General features: G+C 58.2%; 19 protein-coding genes. 7 read left to right on the top strand and 12 right to left on the bottom strand.

The genetic code is table 11. The features are described from left to right. Nucleotides 1-24 precede the first annotated feature (24 nt). From MRBLMA1_RS12115 to MRBLMA1_RS12105, 3 genes are all read right to left on the bottom strand, one after another. On the bottom strand, nt 25-1,395 hold the full coding sequence (locus MRBLMA1_RS12115; protein WP_363737101.1) for an aminotransferase: 1,371 nt from the start codon (nt 1,393-1,395) through the stop codon (nt 25-27). A gap of 248 nt (nt 1,396-1,643) precedes the next feature. Further along, nucleotides 1,644-2,132, bottom strand: coding sequence for a DUF6644 family protein (locus MRBLMA1_RS12110; protein ID WP_363737100.1), 489 nt, complete (start codon nt 2,130-2,132; stop codon nt 1,644-1,646). A 42-nt stretch (nt 2,133-2,174) separates the two neighbouring features. Next, nucleotides 2,175-2,663: a DUF6644 family protein gene (locus MRBLMA1_RS12105; protein WP_363737099.1), complete on the bottom strand. Its 489-nt coding sequence runs from the start codon at nt 2,661-2,663 to the stop codon at nt 2,175-2,177. Nucleotides 2,664-3,332: 669 nt separating this feature from the next. On the opposite strand from MRBLMA1_RS12105, the gene MRBLMA1_RS12100 reads away from it, so the two are divergent. Then, nucleotides 3,333-3,860, top strand: a complete 528-nt coding sequence (locus MRBLMA1_RS12100) for a DUF6152 family protein (RefSeq protein WP_363737098.1) — start codon at nt 3,333-3,335, stop codon at nt 3,858-3,860. A 562-nt stretch (nt 3,861-4,422) separates the two neighbouring features. Beyond that, nucleotides 4,423-6,696: a TonB-dependent receptor gene (locus MRBLMA1_RS12095; protein WP_363737097.1), complete on the top strand. Its 2,274-nt coding sequence runs from the start codon at nt 4,423-4,425 to the stop codon at nt 6,694-6,696. 50 nt (nt 6,697-6,746) lie between these two features. Here the strand turns inward: MRBLMA1_RS12095 and MRBLMA1_RS12090 are convergent, their stop codons facing one another. Further along, entirely contained in the window at nt 6,747-7,190 is a 444-nt protein-coding gene (locus MRBLMA1_RS12090; RefSeq protein ID WP_363737096.1) for a hypothetical protein, read from the bottom strand. 220 nt (nt 7,191-7,410) lie between these two features. Further along, complete coding sequence (locus MRBLMA1_RS12085) at nt 7,411-7,671, bottom strand: hypothetical protein (protein ID WP_363737095.1); 261 nt, start codon at nt 7,669-7,671, stop codon at nt 7,411-7,413. A gap of 333 nt (nt 7,672-8,004) precedes the next feature. Between MRBLMA1_RS12085 and MRBLMA1_RS12080 the strand changes: the two genes are divergently transcribed. The 4 genes from MRBLMA1_RS12080 (at nt 8,005) to MRBLMA1_RS12065 (ending at nt 14,727) form a co-directional block, all read left to right on the top strand. Next, a complete protein-coding gene (locus MRBLMA1_RS12080) occupies nt 8,005-8,781 on the top strand; it encodes a hypothetical protein (RefSeq protein WP_363737094.1) in 777 nt (258 codons plus the stop codon). Nucleotides 8,782-8,898: 117 nt separating this feature from the next. Further along, nucleotides 8,899-9,939 carry a WD40/YVTN/BNR-like repeat-containing protein gene (locus tag MRBLMA1_RS12075; RefSeq protein WP_363737093.1) on the top strand — a complete coding sequence of 347 codons (1,041 nt, stop codon included), beginning with the start codon at nt 8,899-8,901 and terminating at the stop codon, nt 9,937-9,939. A 737-nt stretch (nt 9,940-10,676) separates the two neighbouring features. Continuing rightward, nucleotides 10,677-13,004 carry a TonB-dependent receptor gene (locus tag MRBLMA1_RS12070; protein ID WP_363737092.1) on the top strand — a complete coding sequence of 776 codons (2,328 nt, stop codon included), beginning with the start codon at nt 10,677-10,679 and terminating at the stop codon, nt 13,002-13,004. A 115-nt stretch (nt 13,005-13,119) separates the two neighbouring features. Then, complete coding sequence (locus MRBLMA1_RS12065) at nt 13,120-14,727, top strand: alpha/beta hydrolase domain-containing protein (protein ID WP_363737091.1); 1,608 nt, start codon at nt 13,120-13,122, stop codon at nt 14,725-14,727. Nucleotides 14,728-14,821: 94 nt separating this feature from the next. On the opposite strand, the gene MRBLMA1_RS12060 is transcribed toward MRBLMA1_RS12065, so the two are convergent. From MRBLMA1_RS12060 to MRBLMA1_RS12045, 4 genes are all read right to left on the bottom strand, one after another. Further along, nucleotides 14,822-15,148 carry a transposase gene (locus tag MRBLMA1_RS12060; RefSeq protein ID WP_363737090.1) on the bottom strand — a complete coding sequence of 109 codons (327 nt, stop codon included), beginning with the start codon at nt 15,146-15,148 and terminating at the stop codon, nt 14,822-14,824. Between the two features lie 235 nt (nt 15,149-15,383). Continuing rightward, entirely contained in the window at nt 15,384-15,887 is a 504-nt protein-coding gene (locus tag MRBLMA1_RS12055) for a hypothetical protein (RefSeq protein ID WP_363737089.1), read from the bottom strand. A 12-nt stretch (nt 15,888-15,899) separates the two neighbouring features. Continuing rightward, nucleotides 15,900-16,676 carry an SDR family NAD(P)-dependent oxidoreductase gene (locus MRBLMA1_RS12050; protein ID WP_363737088.1) on the bottom strand — a complete coding sequence of 259 codons (777 nt, stop codon included), beginning with the start codon at nt 16,674-16,676 and terminating at the stop codon, nt 15,900-15,902. A 55-nt stretch (nt 16,677-16,731) separates the two neighbouring features. Further along, nucleotides 16,732-17,559: an alpha/beta fold hydrolase gene (locus tag MRBLMA1_RS12045; protein ID WP_363737087.1), complete on the bottom strand. Its 828-nt coding sequence runs from the start codon at nt 17,557-17,559 to the stop codon at nt 16,732-16,734. Between the two features lie 138 nt (nt 17,560-17,697). Here MRBLMA1_RS12045 and MRBLMA1_RS12040 point away from each other — a divergent pair, with 138 nt between their 5' ends. After that, complete coding sequence (locus MRBLMA1_RS12040; RefSeq protein ID WP_363737086.1) at nt 17,698-18,708, top strand: GlxA family transcriptional regulator; 1,011 nt, start codon at nt 17,698-17,700, stop codon at nt 18,706-18,708. 270 nt (nt 18,709-18,978) lie between these two features. On the opposite strand, the gene MRBLMA1_RS12035 is transcribed toward MRBLMA1_RS12040, so the two are convergent. The 3 genes from MRBLMA1_RS12035 to MRBLMA1_RS12025 all read right to left on the bottom strand — a co-directional run bounded on the left by MRBLMA1_RS12035 (nt 18,979) and on the right by MRBLMA1_RS12025 (nt 22,811). Then, complete coding sequence (locus MRBLMA1_RS12035) at nt 18,979-20,535, bottom strand: glycoside hydrolase family 32 protein (RefSeq protein WP_363737433.1); 1,557 nt, start codon at nt 20,533-20,535, stop codon at nt 18,979-18,981. Between the two features lie 393 nt (nt 20,536-20,928). Continuing rightward, the gene (locus MRBLMA1_RS12030) at nt 20,929-21,939 is read right to left on the bottom strand and encodes a class 1 fructose-bisphosphatase (protein ID WP_363737085.1); all 1,011 of its coding nucleotides are present in this window, start codon (nt 21,937-21,939) and stop codon (nt 20,929-20,931) included. Between the two features lie 32 nt (nt 21,940-21,971). Next, the gene (locus MRBLMA1_RS12025) at nt 21,972-22,811 is read right to left on the bottom strand and encodes a shikimate 5-dehydrogenase (protein ID WP_363737084.1); all 840 of its coding nucleotides are present in this window, start codon (nt 22,809-22,811) and stop codon (nt 21,972-21,974) included. Between the last annotated feature and the right edge of the window lies 1 nt (nt 22,812).

Raw genomic sequence — 22,812 nt, 5'->3', positions numbered from 1 at the left:
GCTCGACCGCATTCCGGTCTTCAATCAGGCGACGGTGCCGCGGACCGCTTCGACAGCCTGCTTGAACTTCTGCACCAGCTCGTCGATTTCCGCATGGTTGATGACGAGCGGCGGCGCGAAGACAAGGGTGTCGCCCAGGGCGCGGGTTATGAGTCCTTCCTTCGCGGCCGCCTGCAGTACGCGGCGACCCACACGGTCGGAAGCCGGGAAGGCCTCCTTGGTCGCCTTGTCCCTGACCAGTTCGATGCCGATCATGAGGCCCACGCCGCGGATTTCACCAACGAGCGGATCGTCTCTGAAGGCGGCTTTCATCGACCTATGGAGATAGGGTCCGACTTCAGCGACGTTCTCGACGACTTTCCTGTCATCGATCGCCTTGAGCGCTGCCAATGCCGCCGCAGCGCCAACGGGATGGGCGGAATAGGTGTATCCGTGAGCGAACAGGCCCGCTTTGGGAGAGCTTGATTCAATTACATCCCATATCTTTGGTGAGATGAAGCAGGCAGACATCGGAAAATAGCCGCTCGTCACGCCCTTGGCCGAAGTGATCAGGTCCGGCTCGACATTGAAGGTCTGGCTACCCCAGTAAGTGCCGAGGCGTCCGAAGCCGGAGACGACTTCATCAAGGACCAGAAGGATGTCGTGGCGCTTGAGGATCGGGACGATCTCTTCGAAATAACCTTCGGGCGGCGCGATGAGGCCGCCCGCGCCCATGACAGGTTCGGCGAAGAAGGCGGCGATCGTATCCGCGCCTTCTCGGGCGATCAGTTCTTCAAGTTCTGCCGCGAGCGCGCGCGAGAAATCACGTTCGGACTGGCCTTCGGCCGCCTTGCGGTAATGGTGCGGCGCGGTGACATGCAGGATTGGGCCGATGGGCAGATCGAACAGATTGTGCATGCTGGGAAGGCCGGTGAGGCTCGAGGTCATCACACCGGAGCCGTGATAGGCGTTCCAGCGCGCAATGATCTTCTTCTTGTTGGGACGGCCCAGAAGGTTGTTATAATACCAGATAAGTTTGATCTGCGTCTCGTTCGCGTCGCTGCCGGACGCGCCAAAGAACACGCGTGCCATGGGGACGGGGGCACGCTTGAGCAACTCGTCGGCTGCCTCGATGACGACATCGGTCGACATGCCGTTGAAGGCGTGGAAGAAAGACAGGCGCTTGCTTTGCGCGGCGATCGCTTCCGTAACTTCTTCACAACCATAGCCCAGGTTGACGCACCACAGGCCCGCCATGCCGTCGAGATATTCATTGCCGTGAATATCCTTGATCCGAACGCCCTTGCCCTCGGTCATGACGTTGGGCCCGTCCCGCTTGAGATCCTCGATCCAGGTGAAGGGATGGAAATGGGTGGCCTGATCGATCTGGCCAGCGCGTTGAATGTCAAGTGTCATGAGCGGCATCCTGAAAATGCTGTTGAAGAAGACGTCGGGTCAGGGGCCAAGGTCGACATTTCATGCGTGATCCTTTCGTCCCAAAGCCCTGTCGGTGGCGGCAAGCGAACACCCGCGAGGCTTGTCCGCGCCCTGTAGACGGGGCTGCCTCCACTGCATATGCCTATTCTGATCTATACGCAACAGTTGATCGAAAAATCGGATTAGTGTTACCAAACATCAACAATAAGGCCGCAAGCCTGCTATTTTCAGATAAAACCGATCCAACGGCCGCAAATGACGACGGCAATCCAGAGGGCAAGCGAACTTGCGCCTGCGAAACGCGCTGAGGCCGGCGGCGGCAGCGCATCGTTCCAGTCGGCGATTTTCCGATAGGCGCCCATGTGGAATATGGCCATGTTGACGCCGGCCGCGACTAGCAACCCCATCTTGACGAGGAAGATGGGGTTCTCTGAATATTTGACCGCGTTGGAAATGAAGAGCAGCGATCCTGTCACGACCGCGAGCAGGAAAGCCGCCCAGGTGTAAGGCAGCAGTTCGACGATCAGTTGCCGTGCTCCGCGGCGATGCGAGGCATAGCCGATCAGGCGAAGATCAACGATCGCAATGGTTCCGACGACCAGGACGATGGCGAGAACATGGACCGATTCAATCCACGGGAAGCTGTTGTCGCCTTCCTTGATCGCCAGGGCTAGCGGTGTCTCCTCCAGTTTCTGGAAGATGGTAATCAGATCCACGGCAGATCCTTCCGGTAGAATGGGGTTGAAAAGGGGGGGCGTTCAGATCGTGTAGGCGATCCAGCGCCCACAAAAGATGACGCAGATCCAGATGGCCAGCGACAGCCAGGCGGCGGGCTTCACAAGAGGGCGCCATCTCGCGCTGTCGAGTTGAAACTCGGGATGGAGGAGTGGACGCCGAAAATACCAGGTGAGAAGGCATGCGACGACCACCAGCCCCATTTTGAGCCAGAAGGTGAAATTCGTCAGCACGCGGTCCGGTTCGCCGATTGCCATGAGTGAGCCTGTCGCGAGCAGGACGGCAAGGGCCACCCACATCCAGCGCAGATAACGACGCACGACGACATTGGGGAGCGTGTCGGTCGCCAGCACGCCTGCAAGTCGCAGGTCCGATACCAGGGCCGATCCGACAACCACCGCTATGGCGAGAATATGGACGCTCTGGACCGAAGGAATGATCCACGGCTCGTCACGGATCGTTGTTGCCAGCGGGGTGGCGTAGAGCCATGTTGCAAAGCTCTGAAGGCTCATCTGTCATTCTCCTGATGGTATCGCGGCTGGGACGTCCGCGTATCTTGCCGCGCACACATTGGGGGGACCGAATGCTGGCCGGCACACTCCTGCGTCCGCCCGGCATTCCACACGACGCCAACGCGGATCCGGACGCGTGGATCGACCGGGCGGCCTTGGTGCAGCGGCCATGTCGCCTGCGACACATTCACCGCTCAAAACTTCCAGCAATTGGCATGAGCTTCTCCCGATTGGTGGCGTTGAAAACGGCCGCGCCTTTCCTGCGGTCCGGAATTGCGCGTTATAATGCGTCGTTCCGGTGCACCAGCAGCGCAACAAATCGCTCGAATAATAGATGATTGTTGTAGAGCTTGATAGACTGTTTGGTGAAAATATCCCGTTTTCCAGGTCGATCGATGCGGGTGTGCCAACGAACATCCTTTGGCTCACGGAAATTGAATCAATACATTGATAAACAGGTATTTTCTTTCATTGACAATCAAGGTTGTCACGCCGCGCGCGATGTTCGTTACCGTTCATATAACGCAACAGTATTGCGTTAATACGGATATTAGTTACCTAAATTGAGCATCCGATTCGGCGTCACCCGATTCGTGAATGTTATCTGGCGTTCTGCAATTGGCATAAGCGAAGAGCCGGCCACAGCCAGCGATAGGGGGCGGACGACATATGAAGATGGAAAGCCGGTTGGTTTTGCGAGACAATCGTTCGAGCTTCACGATACCGTTGCGCTTTGGCGCCGCTCTTGCGTCGATGTCGCGGTTGGCGATCAATGGCATGAAAAGACCAGCAGGCCAAACAAGCTCTTTCAGGAGAATGAAGATGAGTGTGAAAATCGCGCGATCTGTACTTGCTCTCGCAGTTCTGGGGGTGATCAGTGCGCCCGCTTCCGCCCATCATTCCTTTGCAATGTTCGACCAGACCAAGACCTTCGTCCTGCAAGGTGAGGTGGGCAAGTTCGAATGGACGAACCCGCATGCGTTCGTGATGCTCGACGTGCCGGTCAATGGAAAGACGGTTCGCTATACGCTGGAGTGCAGCAGTCCAGCATTGATGCGCCATGCAGGTTGGAAATTCAACACGATCAAGGCGGGCGAGCGCGTGCGCGTGGCCATGCATCCTCTCAAGAACGGGCAAACGGGTGGGATGCTGGCGAAGGTCAAGGTTCCGGACGGCCGATTGCTCGCCGCCTGGTGAAGCAGGCCACAAAGATGCGAGCATAGTCTTTAGAGCGATTTCCACGCGATCGGAACCGATCGCTGGTCAAGAAATCGCGGAGGTTCGCTACGAGGATATCCCGCATGGCGGGACCATGAAGATCGTCGAGCGCCTTTACCTTATCGGGTCGGATATTTTGCAGAACGATATCACAATCGAAAATCCCAAGTGTCTATCAAGGCCTTATATTCATTATCAAATATAGGCGTGAGATACACGAATATGGAATCACAGAATTTGTCTGCGAGAACAAAAAAACTGTGATGGAGAGAGACGGAATACTGGGCCTGAAGACCGAATAGCAATCTATTCGACGGAACGGAAATGACGCCCTTCCGCATGAGGCAAACCGCAGAGGACAGCTTCAAGCGGAAGATCGGCCTTGAACAGTAGGGGGAAATTTATGCACTTCTCTAACACTACGTCGTACCGCACCTTGGCATGGTTTTTCGGACTTTGCGCCATTCTCGCCGCTCCTGCGGGCCAAGCTCAGGTTGCCGAGAAAGGAAGCAATCAAGGCGCAGCCAGGGACGGGGCCGCAATGGGCGATATTGTCGTCACCGCTAACAAGCGCGGCGAGAATCTGCAGAAGGTGCCGCTCTCCGTCAGCGCATTTTCCGGCGAGCAGATTGCGCGCCTGAACATTCGCGACACCACGCAGATCACGCAACAAATCCCGGCTCTCCACGTCAATGCCTGGTCGCCCAAGCTCACCATCTTCAGCTTGCGCGGCATCTCGCAGAACAATTTCACGGACAATCTCGAAGCGCCGGTCGCCGTCTACCAGGACAACGCCTATGTCGCTTCGATGAACGCCATTTCAGGGCAACTTTTCGACGTCAAACGGATTGAAGTGCTGCGCGGTCCTCAGGGCACGCTTTTTGGCCGCAACGCAACCGGCGGTCTCATCCATTATATCAGCAACGACGCGAGCGAGGATGCTTTCAACGGCTATGTCCAGGGGGACTATGGTCGTTTCGAGAGCCGGGCAATCGAGGGGGCGATCGGCGGGGCATTGGCGACCGGACTGAGGGTCCGTGTCGCAGGACGGATCGACAAGGCCCATGGCTACATAAAGTCGCGTGACACCGTCCTTGCCGACGGGACCATATTGCCGGGCAGCGGCCAGGATCTGGGCGGTCGCAATGGATGGGCGGCGCGGGTCAATCTCCAATATGATCTCTCGCCGGAAGCGACGCTTGGCCTTTGGTACAAACATTCGGAGGACGATCACGTCGCGACCGGTGGTTATGTTTTCGAAAATTGCGATGCCGAGGCCAACGGCTACTGCCATACCGACGCCGCCGGGCTGAGCGATGGAACGGGGGGCGTGATCAACGGTCTGACAGGTCAGCCTGCCTCGCCCTGGGAGCATTTCGGAGAGCGTCGTGGCAACCTTGATCGACATGTGAATGACTATCAGGCGGACTTCAACTGGAAGGCGGGCGATGGCCTTACCCTCACGTCCATCACGAATTATCTTCAACTCAAGCAGGTCTATGCAGAGGATGGAGATGCCACGCCGCTTCTCACCGTGAATGTCGACACAGCCATGGATTTTCACCAATTCTCTCAGGAATTGCGGCTGAGTGGAGAAGCCGACCGTTTCAAATGGCAGCTCGGCGGCTATTTTCTCGACATGAAATATCAGGGCTACCACAATATCACGGGTGCCCCCGTCATTGACCTCGCCCTAGCGGCCAACGGCGCGTTCGCGACGCCAACCGTCCAACAGCCCTATAGCATCAGATCCCGCAACTGGTCGGTATTCGCGCAGGGCGATCTGACACTTGCCGAGCGATTGACGCTCACCCTGGGAGGACGCTTTTCGTCTGATCGCAAGTCGATCGATTATAGCGCCATTCTCGTCGATCCTTCGATCAATTCCAATCCGGTTACGCTGTTCACCGGCGAGGGGCTGGCCGCGATCGTGCCCGGGGTCAATCGGGACAGGTTCGACGGCTGGGCGGCGCGCGTCTCGCTTAATTTTCAGGCAACGCCCGACCTGCTCGTCTATGCCTCGTGGAACCGCGGCATCAAGGGCGGGAACTGGTCGCTTTCGTCGAACATCCAGCCACTCGATTTCAAGCATCGGCCCGAAACGCTCAACAGTTTGGAGGCGGGTTTCAAAGCATCGCTGCTGGACCGCAGGCTGCGTCTCAACGGCACGCTGTTTCACTATATTTACAATGACTATCAGGCCTTCTCCCTCGCCGGTGGCGTACCGCACGTCTATAACAGCGATGCCCATTCGACCGGCGCGGAGCTTGAGGCTTTCTGGTCTCCTTCGCGGCGCTTTGACGCGGTTCTCGGCGCGACATGGCAAACATCGCATGTCGACAGCATTCCGGCGACCGGCACGCAGGTGGGTCCTGAGTTCTTCCCGGGAGCGCCGGACTCGCAATATTGTGCGAACCAGGGCGGTTTCTTTCTCTGTGATTTTCCCCAGAAAACGATTGTGGGTGCGCAATTTCCCAATGCGCCGCGTTTCAGCCTGAATTATCTGCTGCGCTACAATGTGGATCTGGGCGGCGGCAATGTGGCGGGCCAGATCGACGGTGCCTGGTATGACGACCAATATCTGGAAGTCACCAATGGCCTGTCATCTCTCCAGAAAGCCTATAACGTGACCAACGCATCGCTCACCTATACGGATCGGGCGACAGGGATTGCGTTGACCGCATGGGGCAAGAACGTCTTCAACAAGGCGTTCCGTGCGTACGCGCTGAACCTTGGCATATTGGGCACGACGTCAATCTATGCGCCGCCAGCAACCTATGGGGTGACGCTGCGGATACCCTTCGGACGACGATGAGGTGGCAGGCACGCTGAGCGAGGGCTTCACGCGTGGGCTTACAGGCCGTCTCATTTCTTGAGATGCTGCAGCCGCGGATCGCCGCCATCGGGATACCAAAAGGTCATATGGCACCCTTCGCACGCACGGTCGATCTCGCTGCCAGCCTCAAAAAGGGCGACCGGATCCCGCCGGTCGATGGCTGCCAGCGCGGTCCTCGTTGTCCTCTGCATATTCTGGGCGAAGGACACCAGCGTTTCATGATCGCTGGCGAGCAGGCCGTCGATCTGTGCCGTGCTGAGTTCGCCCGACGGTCGGACAATGCCAGCCGGGGCTGCGTGCCGCCCCTTCATCATCACGAGATTCATCGCTTCGATCAGTGTCACCGCATGGCGTCGCACGGCATCCCATTCCTCGGCTGTGCGCGGCTCGCGCTTCACCACGCCCTTCTCGTCGGAAACGGTCGCGACGGATTCCCAAAGCCCGTCGGCCGCCGGATCGACCGTCGCGTTCATCAATTGCTTGATCGTAAAGGATGTATCGAAGGGTTCGGCCCCGTTTTGGGATGAGGACGTCGTCTGATTGGAGCTTGCCTCAACCGGGGCCTTGTCCGAGCACCCACCCAGCCCCACCAGGGGGCCTGCCAAGGCAGCGAGGGCAACGAAAGAGATGGCATGCCGCATGTTTGTTTCCCCACCAGCAATGTGAAAGCGCCTTTTGAAACCAACCGCCTACTTATTTGGCGTTCTGGTCGTCCTGTCTGGTGTTCGCGCCGCCATCGCCGCTGCGCTCATCGAAATTGACGACGCCGTCCTCGGCCGGGTTGATTGGTCTGTTCATGAACTTGTCGAGTTCGCTCGACATCTGGACTGGCTTGGCAGCAGGCGTGGAACTGGCGGTAGCGTCCGCCTCATTGTCGCTCGTCTTTCCGGAGCAGCCGGTGAAAGCCAGAACCATCAATGTCGGAAACACGGAAGCCGTTACAAACCTGCGCATTTGTCAATCCTTCTCTTCGAACCCCAAGATGTTGCACCACTTTGCTGCAAATCGTCTGGAACCTGCAACCGGGGCCGCATCAGGGATTGAACCTCTTCGCCCATATAAGCTTGAGGTTTACATTACGCAACAATAGTCTTGCATAATACCGATGTGTTGCCATAACGGTAAATATGAATGATGCGGGGAGTCGCCGGGCGATCCAGCCTCTTCGCGTCCTGAAAATGGCGGATATGCGTCTGGATTGGGGAGAGCTTCGATGTTGCGGATACAAAGCGGCGCGGGTTGCGATCTTTCTGCGATTTGCTGTGGCGGCCTGGTGGAGGATCGGCTGTGAAGATCTGGCAAGTTTCCTTTTTGTCACTCGTCCTGCTGACCGCGGCCTGTGGCGGACTATCGAAGGATCAAGCTGACCGCGACGGCCCCCGGACTTCTGATGGCCGGCCGGATTTCTCGGGAACCTGGCAGCGCTATCCTGACGACTGGTACGGGACTGATCCCGACCATCCTCCGCCACCTGGCGGACCGTTTCCCCTGAAGGAGCCATTCGCGGGTCAATACGCGACGTTACTCAACAGGCTCCACGCGGCTGACGTGGCGGGCACACCGATCGCCAATTCGAGCACGAAATGCCTGCCGGAGGGCATGCCCTCGATCATGGGTGCGATTTACCCGATCGAGATCATGCAGGATGCAAAGCGACTGGTCGTGCTTGCCGAATTTCTCTCCCAGACCCGCAGGGTGCATATCGGCGAGAAGATGCCGCCGGCCGATGATACGGAGCCCTCCTACAATGGCTATTCGGTCGCGCGCTGGGACGGCGACACGCTAGTGATTGAAACCTCGCGCGTGCGACCCGACGTCCTCTTCTTCAATGTACCTCACAGTATAAACATGAAGATTACCGAAAGGCTGAGGCGGTCATCGCCGACCCTGCTCGAGAACAAGGTCATGATCGAGGATCCGGATTATCTCAGTCGGCCCTATAGTTTCACGTTCCAGTACAAGAAGACCGATTACAAGATCGGGGAGTTTGTCTGCGAGAATAACCAGACCAAGGTGGACGCTGAGGGCAAGGCGTCCCTCCAGCTTCAGCCGGACACGAAGTGATCGAACGTCGCAACGACGTCATCGATAACTTGGTGAGCCGAAAGATCTGGATGCTGTGATCCAAGGATTTGGACAGCCGAGTGGTCGCCGCGGCGCAGACATTTGAAAGGTAGTAAAATGAGCAACGGAACGATATTAGTGGCGACGGTCGGGCAAGCGATCATTCGCAGCGCGGATGATGGCAAAAGCTGGAATCGCCTCGGCGTGGGCCAACAGCTCGAATTCGATGCGATCACCCGCTCATTAAGCGTCAGTCCGACGTCGCCGGAGACGATCTACGCCGGAACGGACATCGGGCTATGCATCAGCACCGACACGGGTGGAAAGTGGGAACGGGTCGCATCGCCCTTTGACGGGGAAACGGTCTGGAAAGTTGCGGTCGATCCCAATGACGCCGATCGGATTTTTGTTGGTACCGGGGCACCGTCGCGCGCCGCGTTGTGGCGCACCGAGGATGGCGGCCAGACCTGGTTGCGGGCGCCAGTCGAAATCCCCGAATTCTGTGCCGGCGTCAATCGGCCGCGGCTGCTGGCATTCGCCTATGACTCGACTGATCGCAACAAATTGTGGTTCGGGCTCGAGGAGGGAGGGCTGTTTCACAGCAACAATGGCGGCGAAACCTGGACCCGGCTGGATGACCGTCTGTTGTGGGATTTCAATTCCGACATCCACAATATTACGGTTCTGCCGAACCACGGCCGGAAGGTCGTGGTCGTGGCGAGCGTCAATGCCGTCTACCGCAGCTTCGATGATGGCCAAAGCTGGTCCGGGATTCTAGCGAGCGAGGCTTTCGGGCTCTACTATGTTCGCGCCCTCAACAAGCCATCGGCGAGCGAGAATGTGCTGTATCTCAGCATTTCCGATGGTACGCCTGGCACGACAAGCAAGCTGCTGATTTCCCGCGACGCTGGAGAAAGCTGGGAGGTTCTGCCTCTTCCCCAGCAGCCCAATTCCTGCTTCTGGGCCATTTCCGTCAATCCCTGGAACGATCGCCAGATCGTCGCGGGTACCAAATATGGTCATTTGTTCACGTCCGAAAATGGCGGCTTCAGCTGGCTCAAGCAATGGCGCGATTTCAGCGAAATCGCTGACGTTCTCTGGACCCCCGCCGTCGCTCAGATAAAGGCTGCGCACCAATCGCTGGTGACGGCGAAATAGCAGGAGCCAAGGATCGCCGACTGCGACATTGGTGACGGCCGGGCCTTGTCCCCCATACCGGGACCCTGCCCGTCAGCGATGGCGGGCGGGCAGCTGCGTGAACGACTGTCTTGATTGCCGGGCTGTTCGCTCGGCCTCGACATCGATTGATGCCAGGGTTCCCTGATCGCGCACTCCACCTTGCTGAAGACTTCAACCAGGCCGTGCGCTGGCTTGCGGTTTCGACGGGAGCTGTCGTGCAGCCAGCGCTTGCTCGCCGGAAATGCAGCACAGCCAAGGAACAAGGCGAGACGCATCATTTATGCAACAATGATAGATAAAATTGACATTCTGTTGACTCTTAGTAAAAAGCATCGATAGTGTCCGTCTATCGATAGATGCGCGGTACCTCGATCCTGGTTTTGCCGGGCGTGCGAGCAGGCGGGCAATGTCGAATGTCCGACGCGTGGCTCCAAGGAGGCAGGAAAGGTCTGCGCATATTGGACAGTGGAGCGGCGTTCGGTACACCTTTGTCGGATCGGGCAGTTGAATGATCCTGCCTCATTGAAGCTATTGATTTTGGATTACGGAAAAATTCAAAATTAGAAATAACCGTATCAAATATTATCGAACAGAGCGGGATTAAATCTTGCCACTATATGTTGAGCAGCAGGAACAATCGCTGGCGATTTCGCCGATTGTCTGAACCGTCGCAATCCAAATCTTTACTGCCGCGACAACATGCAGGGAGGGTTGTTATGAAATATAATTCCACATCGGGGAAACATTGGGCGGTGCGCCAGGCAATAGCCTTGACGGCGTCTGCATCCGCTACCATGGTAATATGTCCGGCGGTTCTCCACGCCCAGGAGGAGCCGCAAGCGCAGCGGGCGAAAACGGACGCCGAGGCGATTGTGGTGACGGCCCGGCGCAAGGAAGAAACGCTCACGGACGTTCCCGCATCGATCACCGCCTATTCATCCGATTATCTGCAGAAGCAGAATATCCAGACTTTCGCCGACTATGCGACGAAAATTCCCAACCTGACCTTTCAATATGGTCAAGGTACCGATTTTTCGTCGGTTGGCTTCGTAGGTGGCCGTCAAACCGTTATTCGCGGCGTTGCCGGTTCCAACACGACCGCCTATTATATCAACGATACTCCTGTGCCGGCATCGATCAGTCCGCAGGTCCTCAATCTGGACCGGATCGAAGTGCTGAAGGGACCGCAGGGCACTTTGTTCGGTGCCAGTTCCATGGGCGGCAATCTGCGCTTCATTACTCGCGAGCCATCGCTCAACGACAATAGCTATGTCGTCCAGGTGCAAGGGGGTGGAACGAAGGGTGGCGGCTTCGACTTCGATGGCAATGCGCGGGCGGACGTCGTGCTCGTTCCCGATCGCGTGGCGCTCAACATGGCCTTTGGCTATTTGCGCGAATCAGGTTTTGTCAGTCGCCGTTTTCCCGATGGCGCGGGGGACTTCACCACGAAAGGCGGGCAGGGCCGCAACGACACCTATTCCGGATCGATCTCGGCACGCTTCAAGCTGTCTGATTCGATCGAAGCGACGCTGAGCGGGATCGGGCAGAGCAGCGATCTGCATGGCTTCCCGGCGGCTTATGCGCCGTTGCCAGGCTATCAGCCGCAAACCTATACCCTCGATCGCGACCGGGATGTTCAGGAATTCTCCAAAGACCGTTGGGGCCTGGGATCGCTCGCGCTCAAATATGCGGGCGACGGCTTTTCCGTCATATCGTCCACAAGCTATTTTGCCCGCAAGACCTATGAGCGCGAAGACAATACCGAGGGTACCAACTTCTTCATCGAAAACTCGCTAGGGGTCGATGCCGGCAATCCTGCGCTTTTCACGGACAATATCTCGCGCGACCGCCGTTTCACGCAGGAAACGCGTCTGTCCTTCGACGAAGGCGCACTATTGCCGCATCTGTCCGGAACGGTGGGCGTCTTCTACCAGCATAAATATACCAGCTTTTACCAGCCGGCGGTTATCGTGCCGGAACTCGGCGCAGCCGGCTTCGATCCGCCCTATGTGACGAACCAGCGCTACCCCGCGCATGAAGATAATAGCGCCATCTTCGGTGAACTCTATTATGAGGTGGTCCCACGGCTCACCGTGACCCTGGGTTTGCGCCATTACTGGATCAAGCAAAAGGCCGATGCGGTGCTGAGCCAGGGCATTTTCAACGCGCCGGGCGGCGACTTCGCGCCGGAGCGACGCAGCCGGCAGCAGGGCTTTGTTCCCAAAGCGGTTGCTTCATACAAGATCGGCACGGATGGCACCATCTATGCTTCGGCCGCCAAGGGCTTCCGGGTGGGCGGATCGCAGGGCAGGCTTCCCGATTTCTGCTCAGGGGATCTGGCGGCGATCGGCCGTACCCAGGATGACGTGCAGGAATACAAGTCCGATACCTTGTGGAGTTACGAGGTCGGCGCGAAGAACCGTTTCGGGCGATTGAACGTTTCGGCGGCCGCCTTCCAGATCGATTGGTCCAACATCCAGCAGCAGGTTGCGCTGCCGACCTGCACCTTCTCCTTCATTGCCAACGCCGGCAAGGCACGAATCCGTGGCGGCGAACTTGAGATTTCGGGCCGGCCGGTTGCCGAATTGCCGCTCACCATCCAGCTTGGCCTTGGATATACCAACGGCAAGCTGATCGATCCGGGCCTCATCAATCAGGCGCCCGATACGCGTCTGGTGCAGGTTCCGGAATGGACCGCGACTGTCGGGGCAAATTATGAGCATGAGATCGGCGCGAATATGAGCCTGTTTGTCAGCGGCGATTATAGCTACACAAGCTCGGTCAAGGTCGCGAATAGCGCAGGGGGTTTCCTCACCCGCCACCCGTTCAATTTCGTGAACGCCAATCTCGGTCTGCGCTTCGGCTCTTCGGAAATCATGCTTTTCGGCAAGAACCTGCTCGACAAGCGCCTGAACCTTGGCGACCTCTACAGTTCGGGGTTCGAGCGTCAGGAGATCCTGGCGGACGGCAGCGCACAGCGCTTGCCCAGGGCGGCCGTAAGCCGGCCCCGGCAGCTGGGCGTGCAATATCGACTGAAATTCTGAGCTGTGGAGGTGTCCAGGTGGATCCCGTAGTACCTGGACGGAGGGCTGGTAGGGCAAGACCCTGCCAGCCTTCATTTGATGCGGGATTGGCATCGCATGGAGCCCATGAGGCAGAATGTGGGGCGATATGGTCATTCAGAGAGGGCATAAGCATGGTGGCAGTGTCATGACGTCAACCGTCGTCCGGTGCCTATGGCGCAAAAAGGGGGTCAATCGTTCGGCCGCCCTGTCGATTTATCTGGCTGCCTCCCTGATGGCGGCAGTTTCGCCCGCTCAGGCCGAAGTCCCATCCATGCCTTCGGCGTTGCCGGTGCCGTCCACCGGCCAACCGCCCCTGTCGTCCGCAACGCGGAGAGGAACCGAATATAGCGATCTCGAGAAGGCCGGGTATATCGAGGAGGAGTATTATCTTTCCGGAACCGCGCCGGCGATCACGGCGGCGGGCGAGGCGCTGTTCCAGGCACCATATATTACGCGCATCTTGGTGCGGAAGCCGAAAGATCCGGCCAAATTCAACGGCACTGTCGTCATTGAGCCTTTCAGCTGGTTTGGAGAACGGGGCGCGGGTTGGATACTCACTCGCGCCTATTTGCTGCGCAAAGGCTATGCCTATGTGGGCTATACCCTCAATATCAACAAGCCAGCGGAGGACCCCAAATTTCCGCCGGGTGAGTATGAGGCGACGGGCCGTCCCAACCGCTATACGGGGATCGTGAACTTCGAATTCATGCGGCGTTTCGATTATGCCCGTTATGCGCCGCTGGGTTCCTATTACGACCCGGCCCGTTTCAAACGCGGTGGAGCGCCTGATCCGTTTGTGCCGCAGTCTCAGGGTATTGGTGCTGGGCTGGCGCTGCTGCTCAAATCCAACCTCGCCGATGGTCCGATGAGCGGGCTGCGCGTGCAGCGTGTCTATGTGGACAGCTGGGCGGTAACTGCGCAGGTGTGGATGGATTATCTCGACCAAGGGCGTCATCAGCAATGGCGCATGCCCGATGGACGCCCGCTCATTGACGCCTATATGACCGGTCGCATGGCCTTTGGGGAAGTTGGCGGCGACGTCATCCGTGTGCCTCGCAAGATGCCGAGTGATGTGCCCTTCGTCACTGTCTATAGCCAGTCGGAGCTGATGCATGACGCGATCGAAGGCATCACCCTCCCGCCAGATACGGACCAACCGATGCTGCGCTATTATGAAGTGACGGGTATGCCGCATCTGCGACTGGCGGATCATGGCACCCAACATACCGAAGATGTCGCTGCCGATGTTGGCAAGGGCGATGTGCCGCGCTGCCAGATGCTGTACGACGAGCCGGCCGAGATGGTTGTCTCTGCCTTGCTGGACGACATGGACAAGTGGGTGCGGGAAGGGAAACCGATGCCCAGGGCGCCGCGTGTCGTCAGGAAAGGGAAGGGCGTCCTTCGGGATGCCACGACGCAGAACATGATCGGCGGCGTTCGACCGCCTTGGATCGCCGTTCCCTCTGCCACTTATTGGACCGAGCAGGAGTCTCACTGCGATATCATCTATGACACGAAGGTGCCGTATGACCACGCCAAGCTGCGTCGTCTTTACGGGTCGTACAGTACATATCTCAGAAAATATGAGGGAGCGAAGGAGGCCGCTGTCAAACAGGGTTATTTGCTACCGGAAGACCGTGACGAATTGAAAGCCATTGCTCAGCCCGGAGATTTCGAGCCAGCCGCGCGACAGCCCGAGTAGAAGGCGAAGTTGGCAATCGATGCCTATAGTCTATCAAGAATGAAGAAATCTGCGCTCCTCTGCCTATGCCGCATATATCAAGGCCTGTGGGGCTTCATGGCGAGTTGATGACGGCGGCGGCAAGGTAGATCATGGCCTCAAAGCTCTGATCGGTTTTGCATGCGCGCATGATGATGCGTTCGAACTCTTTGAGTTTACAGAAGAATTTTTCGATCAGATGCCGCCATTTATACATCTCTGTATCGAGCCCGATGAGAATGGCGCAGCGGGGGTGTTGCGAGATAACGATCTTTGCGCCGCGTTCGTTGAGTTCGGCGATGATCTCGTTGCTGTCGAAGGTGTTGTTGGCAAGCAAGGCACCGAACTCAACACCCTTGATCAGCGGGGCGATGCAGATGGTGTCGAAACGATGACCGAGCATGAGTTGAAACCGCCGACATCGCGGCATGAGAGCAACGGGATGAGCTTAGATCGGCCGCAAACCACCTCAACCACCGACCGTGTCCGGAGTGTGAATTCGCCCGGTCAGAACGCGCGTCGGCGAATATGCGCGGGGAACCAGTAGTCGAAAATGATCACTTATGGGCGATGCAGGCTGAGATCTTTCTCGACATCGATGCGACGAGGGCGACCATGTGGGCCGCCCTTGCCGGATGTCAGACGGATTTGACTGTCAGAAGACGCCGGCTCGCCCTAAAGGCCCGATAGCCAAGGCTGAGCATCGCGATCAGCAACACGCCTTGCGCGGCTGCGAACGGCGGCTCGTTTCCATGCGGCGCCAGCGCATTGAGCGCGGGTATTTTCAGGAAAGATTGAACCACCAACACAAACAGGTTGAGCCAGAGGCCAATCGTTGCGGTGACTGCGTAGATCGATGAGGCGCTGCCTGTGAGCTTGCGAACATACCAAGCCCAGAAGGCGACCCCGAGGATTAGGGTCGAAAAGATGCCGACCCCGAGCGCGGGGGTGAAAGCGACGATCGGGAAGAGGAAACCCGTCAGGCTGGTGAGCAGGGTTGTCCAGAGGAATATCCCGGTTGCCCGCGGAAGCACGCGGCCACGTGCGAAAGCGGGCAGGGCGATCAGGCCCGATCCGATGCCGACGAAGCTGATCGCGACATGGAGCATGGTGAACTGCGCTATGGTCAATCCAAGGATCATGGCATGTCTCCTTCAGAGGTAGCGCGCCGCAGGGCGCGACAGCGAAAGGTAAGGACGAAGCGTCGAGCGGGCGGCGATATAGGCTTCGTAATCGGCCATGTCGGGAAGCGCGGGAATGGTGATCACCTCGCCCTTGTCGAAGCCTGAAAGCGCGGCGTCGACCATGTCGTTTACGTCCATCACCATTTCGGCCGGTATGCTGGCAAGCTGCGCCTCGTCCCAGATCGCGGTGCGGGTGATGCCCGGAAGTACCGCCTGGATGCGGACTCCCTTCGCGCCAAGTTCGACCTGCAACGCTTCGGTGAAGGCGAGGACATAGGCCTTGCTGGCTGGATAGACGGCGGTGAAGCCGTCGGGCATCAGCGCGGTGATCGAGGTGATGTTGACGATCGCACCCGATCCCGTTTCCGCTAGACGTGGCGCGATCGCAGCCGAGAGGCGTGTCACCGCGAGGATGTTGAGGTTGATCATCCCGGTGAGATAGGCGGGGTCGGCGTCAACGAAGGTCGTTTCGCCCGCGATGCCGGCATTGTTGATCAGGCCTGTGATTGCCTCGTCGCTGTGGAGGCGCGCTTCGACGCGGCTCAGGTCGTCGGCATTTGCGAGGTCGGCCGAGAGGGTTTCGACCGACACGCCGGTCTCGCTGGTCAGGCGGGCGGCGAGGTCGGCAAGCTTGTCGGCCCGGCGCGCGACGAGGATGAGGTTGTGTCCGCGGCGGGCAAGGCGATCGGCATAGACGGCGCCGATGCCGTCCGATGCGCCGGTGATGAGAAAAGTCTGCTTGGTCATCTGACGTCTCCTGCGGAAGGAGGCGCAGTCCCCTTTGGACCGCGCCTATTCCTTATCAGCTGTTGATGAAGTCGAGAAGGTCGGCGTTGAACCGGTCCTGGTGAGTGACGGTCAGGCCATGGTCGGCGCCTTCGTAGATCTTCAGCACCGCCTGCTTGACGATTTTGACGGTTGAGCGAGCCGAGGCGTCGATCGGGACGATCTGGTCATCGTCGCCGTGGAGGACGAGGGTGGGCTTGTCGAATTTCTTGAGATCCTCGTTGAAGTCGCTTTCCGAAAAGGCGCGGATGCTGTCGAGCAGACCCTTGAGGCCACCGTTCATGCCTTGCCGGACGAAGTCGTCGCGCACCGCTTCGCTGACGTTGGCGCCCTCGCGGTTATAGCCGAAGAAGGGAAGCGTCAGATCCTTGAAGAATTGCGGGCGGTTGTCAAAGGTGCCCTTGCGGATTCCGTCGAATATCTCGATCGGCAGGCCGATCGGATTGGCTTCGGTCTTGAGCATCAGCGGGGGAACTGCGCCTATCAGCGCAACCTTGGCAACGCGATCCGTGCCGTGGCGCCCGATATAGCGGGTGACTTCGCCGCCACCGGTTGAGTGACCGACGAGGATGACGTCCTTCAGGTCGAGCTGCTCGATCAGCTCGGCGAGGTCGTCGGCGTATTGATCCATGGTGTTGTTATCCCAGACCTGGTCCGAACGGCCGTGGCTGCGGCGGTCGTGGGCGATGGTGCGGAAGCCTTGGTTCGCGAAGAACACCATCTGGGCATCCCAGGCGTCGGCGCTGAGCGGCCAGCCGTGGGAGAAGAGGATCGGCTGCCCGTCCTTCGGGCCCCAATCCTTGTAGAAGATGTGCGTGCCGTCGGTGGTGGCGATGGTGGTCATGTCGTGGTTCCTTTCGCTTCGTGAGAGACGGATCGTCCGCCGTTGAAAGGAGAGATAGACGCAGCTTCGCTTGCGCGGGATTGGCGGACCCGACAATATGCGGGCCGATTCCGACAAGTGATCGATCGGAGAACTGTCATGCCGAAGTTGAAGGTGCCCGATGGGCCGCCCACGCTGGTCGAGGTCGGGATGATGCTATATCCAGACTGCCAGATCGGTATGGTCCACGGGATTACCGACCTGTTCCATGTCGCAGGGCGTTTTGCGGTCGATCACGGTCGTACGCCGATCCGCGTCAGTCATTGGCGATTGCAGGACGCCGGGGGCTTCGCTCGTTGCTTCGACAGCCATCCGGAAGAGCCTTGCGGTAATTCGCCGGGCGTCGTCATCGCGCCGGGGAGCCTGCACAAGTTGCTCGAGGCCGAGGAAGCGGTCCCCTATGCGCGCTGGCTGCTCGACCGCCACGCGCAAGGGAGCATCCTCGCGTCGAATTGCGGCGGCGCTTTCGCGCTTGCCGCGACCGGTTTGCTCGCGGGGCGTCCCGCGACCACGCACTGGTATTTTGCCGAGGAATTCAGGGCGCGCTTTCCCGATGTCAGGCTTGAAGCCGACCGGATGGTGGTCGACGAGGGCGACATCATTACGGCCGGCGGGCTGATGGCTTGGACTGAACTGGGTTTGCGCATTGTCGAGCGGTTGCTGGGTCCGTCGGTGATGATGGAGACCGCGCGCTTCTTCCTGATCGATCCGTCGGGGCGCGAACAGAAGAATTATGCGAGCTTCGCGCCCCGGCTCACGCATGGCGACGAACCAATCCTCAAGGTGCAGCATTGGTTACAGGGCAGGGGGGCGGGTCCGATCTCGGTCGCCGATTTGGCAGCCGAAGCAGGGATGGAGGAGCGTACCTTCCAGCGGCGGTTCAAGGCGGCTACGGACAAGACGCCCGTCGAATATGTTCAGCACATCCGTATCGGCAAAGCGCGCGAACAGCTTGAGTTCACGAAGCGCACCGTCGATCAGATTGCGTGGGAGGTTGGCTATGAGGATGCCGCTGCGTTCCGTAAGCTCTTCCATCGGATCACCGGCCTGTCGCCCCAGGAATATCGCCAGCGCTTTTCGTCGTCGTACCCGCTGGCGGAAGTAGCCTGAATGGCGGCTGTGGACGCCCCGCCGGATGCAAGCAGTAAATCGGGATATGTGGCACGTAGCCGGATGCTGTCATCTGCCCGGCCTCGATGAGCAGGGCCATATGCTGCGGGCCACCTATCCGAAAATAACGGGGACAACCTCAGCCCCCAGCTACATCATGCCGTGGGATACAAACAGTAGGATTCCGCCAGGGTGAAGTTAAAATGGCTAATGGAAAAGATGTAAATGAGTTTTGTCAGGCAGTGTTCATTTTTGATAAAAAATTGTTATTCAACCAGAATTCGATAATGAAACTTGTGATACCCGAACACTGCCTCCTGACGCGCTGAGGTCCAGCGCTATGTCAATCATTCGGGCATTGATCAGTTCTGACAACGTGGCTGCACCCTCATTCAGGAACAGCTCCACAGAGCCCGTGTCGATGAAGAGGCTGATCTTCGCAATGCCGTCAGAGAAGTCGCACGGCAGGCTTCGATTTTTACGCCAGGCATCGCTGTCGGGGGCGCCGGGGCCGCTGGTGTCGCGTTTGATGAAAGTTCTATTATCGCTTAGCTCGAGGCCTATTTGAGTGAAATAGCCGCCGCCTCCGCGCACGGATAGCCACACTCCTGACGGCCAGTTCGATCCGATGCGCGTGAGGGTGAGGTCAATGCGGCCGGCGAGAGAGCCCGCATCTGCGGGCCAGATATAATTATTGCCTTCGGCAATCGTCTGATCAGTGCCATGAACCGCATGTGTGAATACGTCATTCTGCGCTGGGAGAGGGGTGCTGAAAAGCCGTGGCACGTTGTCAAGAAGCCGTAGGCGTAATTCTCGAACAATACTGAGTTGACCTCGGTAATCGTAAGTCGGTAGCAGTCGGTTGGCATACGCCCAGTTGTTCATCCATCCGATCGAATATGCATGGGTAAGGGGATCGGCAGCTTGCGGGTCAGTCCAGATAACGGCCGCGTAAAAATCGGCTCCGCCATCCAGCCATTGTTCATCGGGATTGCCGGTCGTGAAGGTCGCGCCATCGAATTCGCCGACCCAATAGCAGGTTCCGCCAGTGAATCCGGAGGCTGTTCCATCTCCACCTACCAGCAAAACCCATTTGTCCGAGGAGGTCGTGCCGTCCGGATTGTATAGATGTAGCTTGAAGAGATGAGAGCATTCCATCACGGCACCGGCGACCGTTGACAGAAATCCGCTTGAATAGGTCCACTGCTTCAGATCTGGCGAGGTGTAGATGCCGATCTTGCCTTCTTCCGAGAGCGTCATGACCCAATGCCCGCTGGTCTCGTGCCAGAAAACCGTAGGGTCGCGAAATTGCCTGTTTCCTGGGATGTTGGGCAGTACGATGCCGTGAAAGGTGAAGCTGGCGCCCTCGTCAAGAGAGTACCAGAGTGCGCAGGATTGATTTTGCCCGGCTGCATTGTCGGCAGGCATGGTGACGAGCGCTATCAGCGCACCGGGGCCGAGTCCGGCAGTGTTGGCAGCGTCCACAATGGCACTGCCTGTCCAGATGTCTCCATAGGCTGTTGTGTGGCGTGGGATCGAGATACCCTGATCCTGCCAAGTGACGAGATCGGGAGAGGTCCAGCGGCGCCATTCGGTGCCATCGGTGGGATAGGTCGGATTGAATAGGGCCCACATAGTCCAGCGATTGCCCATTCGTACAGGACGCTGTGGGTCGTTGATCCAGCCCCCTGGCGGGGCTGCGATGTGATATCTTGGTCGCCCGTTTATTTCGGGTTCCGTTGGCAAGGCCGGAGAATTCGAAGCTCCACTCGGCGCGGACGTTGCACCAATTGCAGGTTCTGCTTCGCTGCCGCAGGATGAAAGCATTGGAAAGGCAGCGAGCATTTGCAGCGTTTGCCTGCGTGAATAGAAGGGGGTAAACGCCACTGGCCTACTCCTCTCACCAACTTTTTTGATTTTCTGGCTGTTGTCGGCGCGCTCGCTTGGAGCGGAGCGCATCGATGCCTGATTGCAGTCAGGTCGAAGGAGGGGCTCGCAATCTCTGCGTGCCCGCCAATTGGATGCGGCTGACGGAAAACGCCTTCATGACCCTTTTCCTCCTGTGCAGCATCATGCTTTTCCATGATCGCTTGCGATTAAATCTATATATGTGATTTAATCGCGTCAAGCCGTCAGGAAGGGGCGACTTATGGACATCTCTTGTGGAACTAGTCCATTGAATTTACGTGGTTTCTCTGGTGCGGCGTTGTCGGCTCGGCTTTAGTTTTCGGCTGTTCGGTCGCTCTGAAGTGAAACGACTTCTGCCTTGTCGCCCAGAATTACTCCTACCCGCTGGTGCAATTTGGTGGGCAAGATTTCCATGATCCTTTGGTCACCGTCTATGGCTGCGCCGCCTGCCTGTTCTACCAGAAAAGCCATCGGATTTGCTTCATACATGAGGCGTAGCCTCGCCTCGCCTTCCGGGCGCGCATCTTTGGGGTAAAGGAAGGTGCCCCCTCTTTTCAGAATTCGGTGTACGTCGGCCACCATGGAGGCGGTCCAACGCATATTATAGTCCGTGGCCAACGGCCCTTCCGCACCCTGAATACGTTCCTCGACATAGCGCTTGATTTGCGGCGACCATTGACGTCTGCGCGCCATGTTGATGGCGAACTCCCGATTGCCTTGCGGCATCTGCATGGGGCCATCGGTCATCCGCCATGAGCCGATTTCGCGATCAAGAGTGAATTCGTAGACGCCGGATCCGATCGTCAGAACCAGCAGCGTTTGCGGTCCATATATCGCATAGCCGGCTGCAACCTGATGGATGCCGGATTGAAGAAAATCCTGCTCCGTTACCTCGCGCCCTGAAGCATTTTCGGGTGCCTTGAGTACAGAAAAGATCGTGCCGACGCTCAGGGCGACATCAATGTTGCTTGAGCCGTCGATCGGATCAAACAGCAGCAGATATTCGCCCTTCGGAAAGCGATTGGGAATGGGATAGAGGGTCTCCATCTCCTCGGACGCCATGGCTGCCAGATGGCCACCCCACTCATTGGCGTCGAGCAGCAACTCATTGGCAATGACATCGAGTTTTTTCTGAACCTCACCCTGAACATTTTCGCTGCCAAGGCTGCCAAGGACTTCGCCCAGTGCGCCCTTGGATACTGCATGACTGATCGTCTTGCAGGCGCGCGCGACCGTTTCGATGAGAAGGCGCAATTCTCCCGGCAACGCCTGAGCCTGACGTTGCTGCTCGATCAGGAAACGGCTGAGGGAGATGGCCTGCATGGTGCGCCTCTGCATGGGGGAGGGAAGGAGAGTTAATCAGCTATTCTTGCGGCAACGTCTGCACCGTGGGCATATCGCGCTGCTTCATGGATATCGGCGGCTTCCGGCCTTACGCCTGTATACAGAATAAATTGCTCGACTGCCTGGAGCACGATGACTTCGCCACCGGAGATGATATTCTTTCGTGCGGCTCTTGCGGCGCGAACGAAGGGCGTGTCGACCGGTTGGGCAACGACATCGAAGGCAATGCTGCAGGCGGCGATCTGCTCCTGACTGAAGGCCAGAGCTGCGCTGTCCTTGCCGTCCATACCCAATGGCGTGACATTGATCAGCAACGGCGCGCCATCCTGCGGCGGATCCATGTGCCAGTGATAGCCATATTGGTCTGCGATCGCCCGCCCGGCCATTTCGTTACGCGCGATGATCATCCCATCGACGAAGCCTGCATCCTTGAGCGCGGCAGCGACGGCCTTCGCCATTCCGCCGCTACCGCGGAGCAGAAATGGTACCGGTTTATCAATGCGCTTCTCCAATAACTGGCGAACCGCAACATAATCCGTGTTGTAGCCAGTCAGTCGGCCACTGTCGTTGACGATGGTGTTGACGCTATCGATCACGCGAGCGGAAGCTTCAAGCTCATCGATCAGGGGAATGACCACTTCCTTGAACGGCATGGAGATGGCGCAGCCGCGGATGTCCAATGCGCGGACGCCACCGATCGCTGCAGCCAGATCCTGCGTACTGAAACTTTTATAGACATAGTCCAGTCCCAGGATCTCGTAGAGGCGATTGTGAAAGCGTGATCCGGCGTTTCCGGGGCGACCTGACAGCGACATGCACAATCTGGTGTCTCTGCCGATTGGCGGTTTCATG

This window comes from Sphingobium sp. LMA1-1-1.1 (assembly GCF_040676365.1).
Taxonomy (GTDB): Bacteria; Pseudomonadota; Alphaproteobacteria; order Sphingomonadales; family Sphingomonadaceae; genus Sphingobium.
The sequence above is the reverse complement of the archived record's forward strand: the minus strand, read 5'-3'. Positions and strand labels throughout refer to the sequence as shown.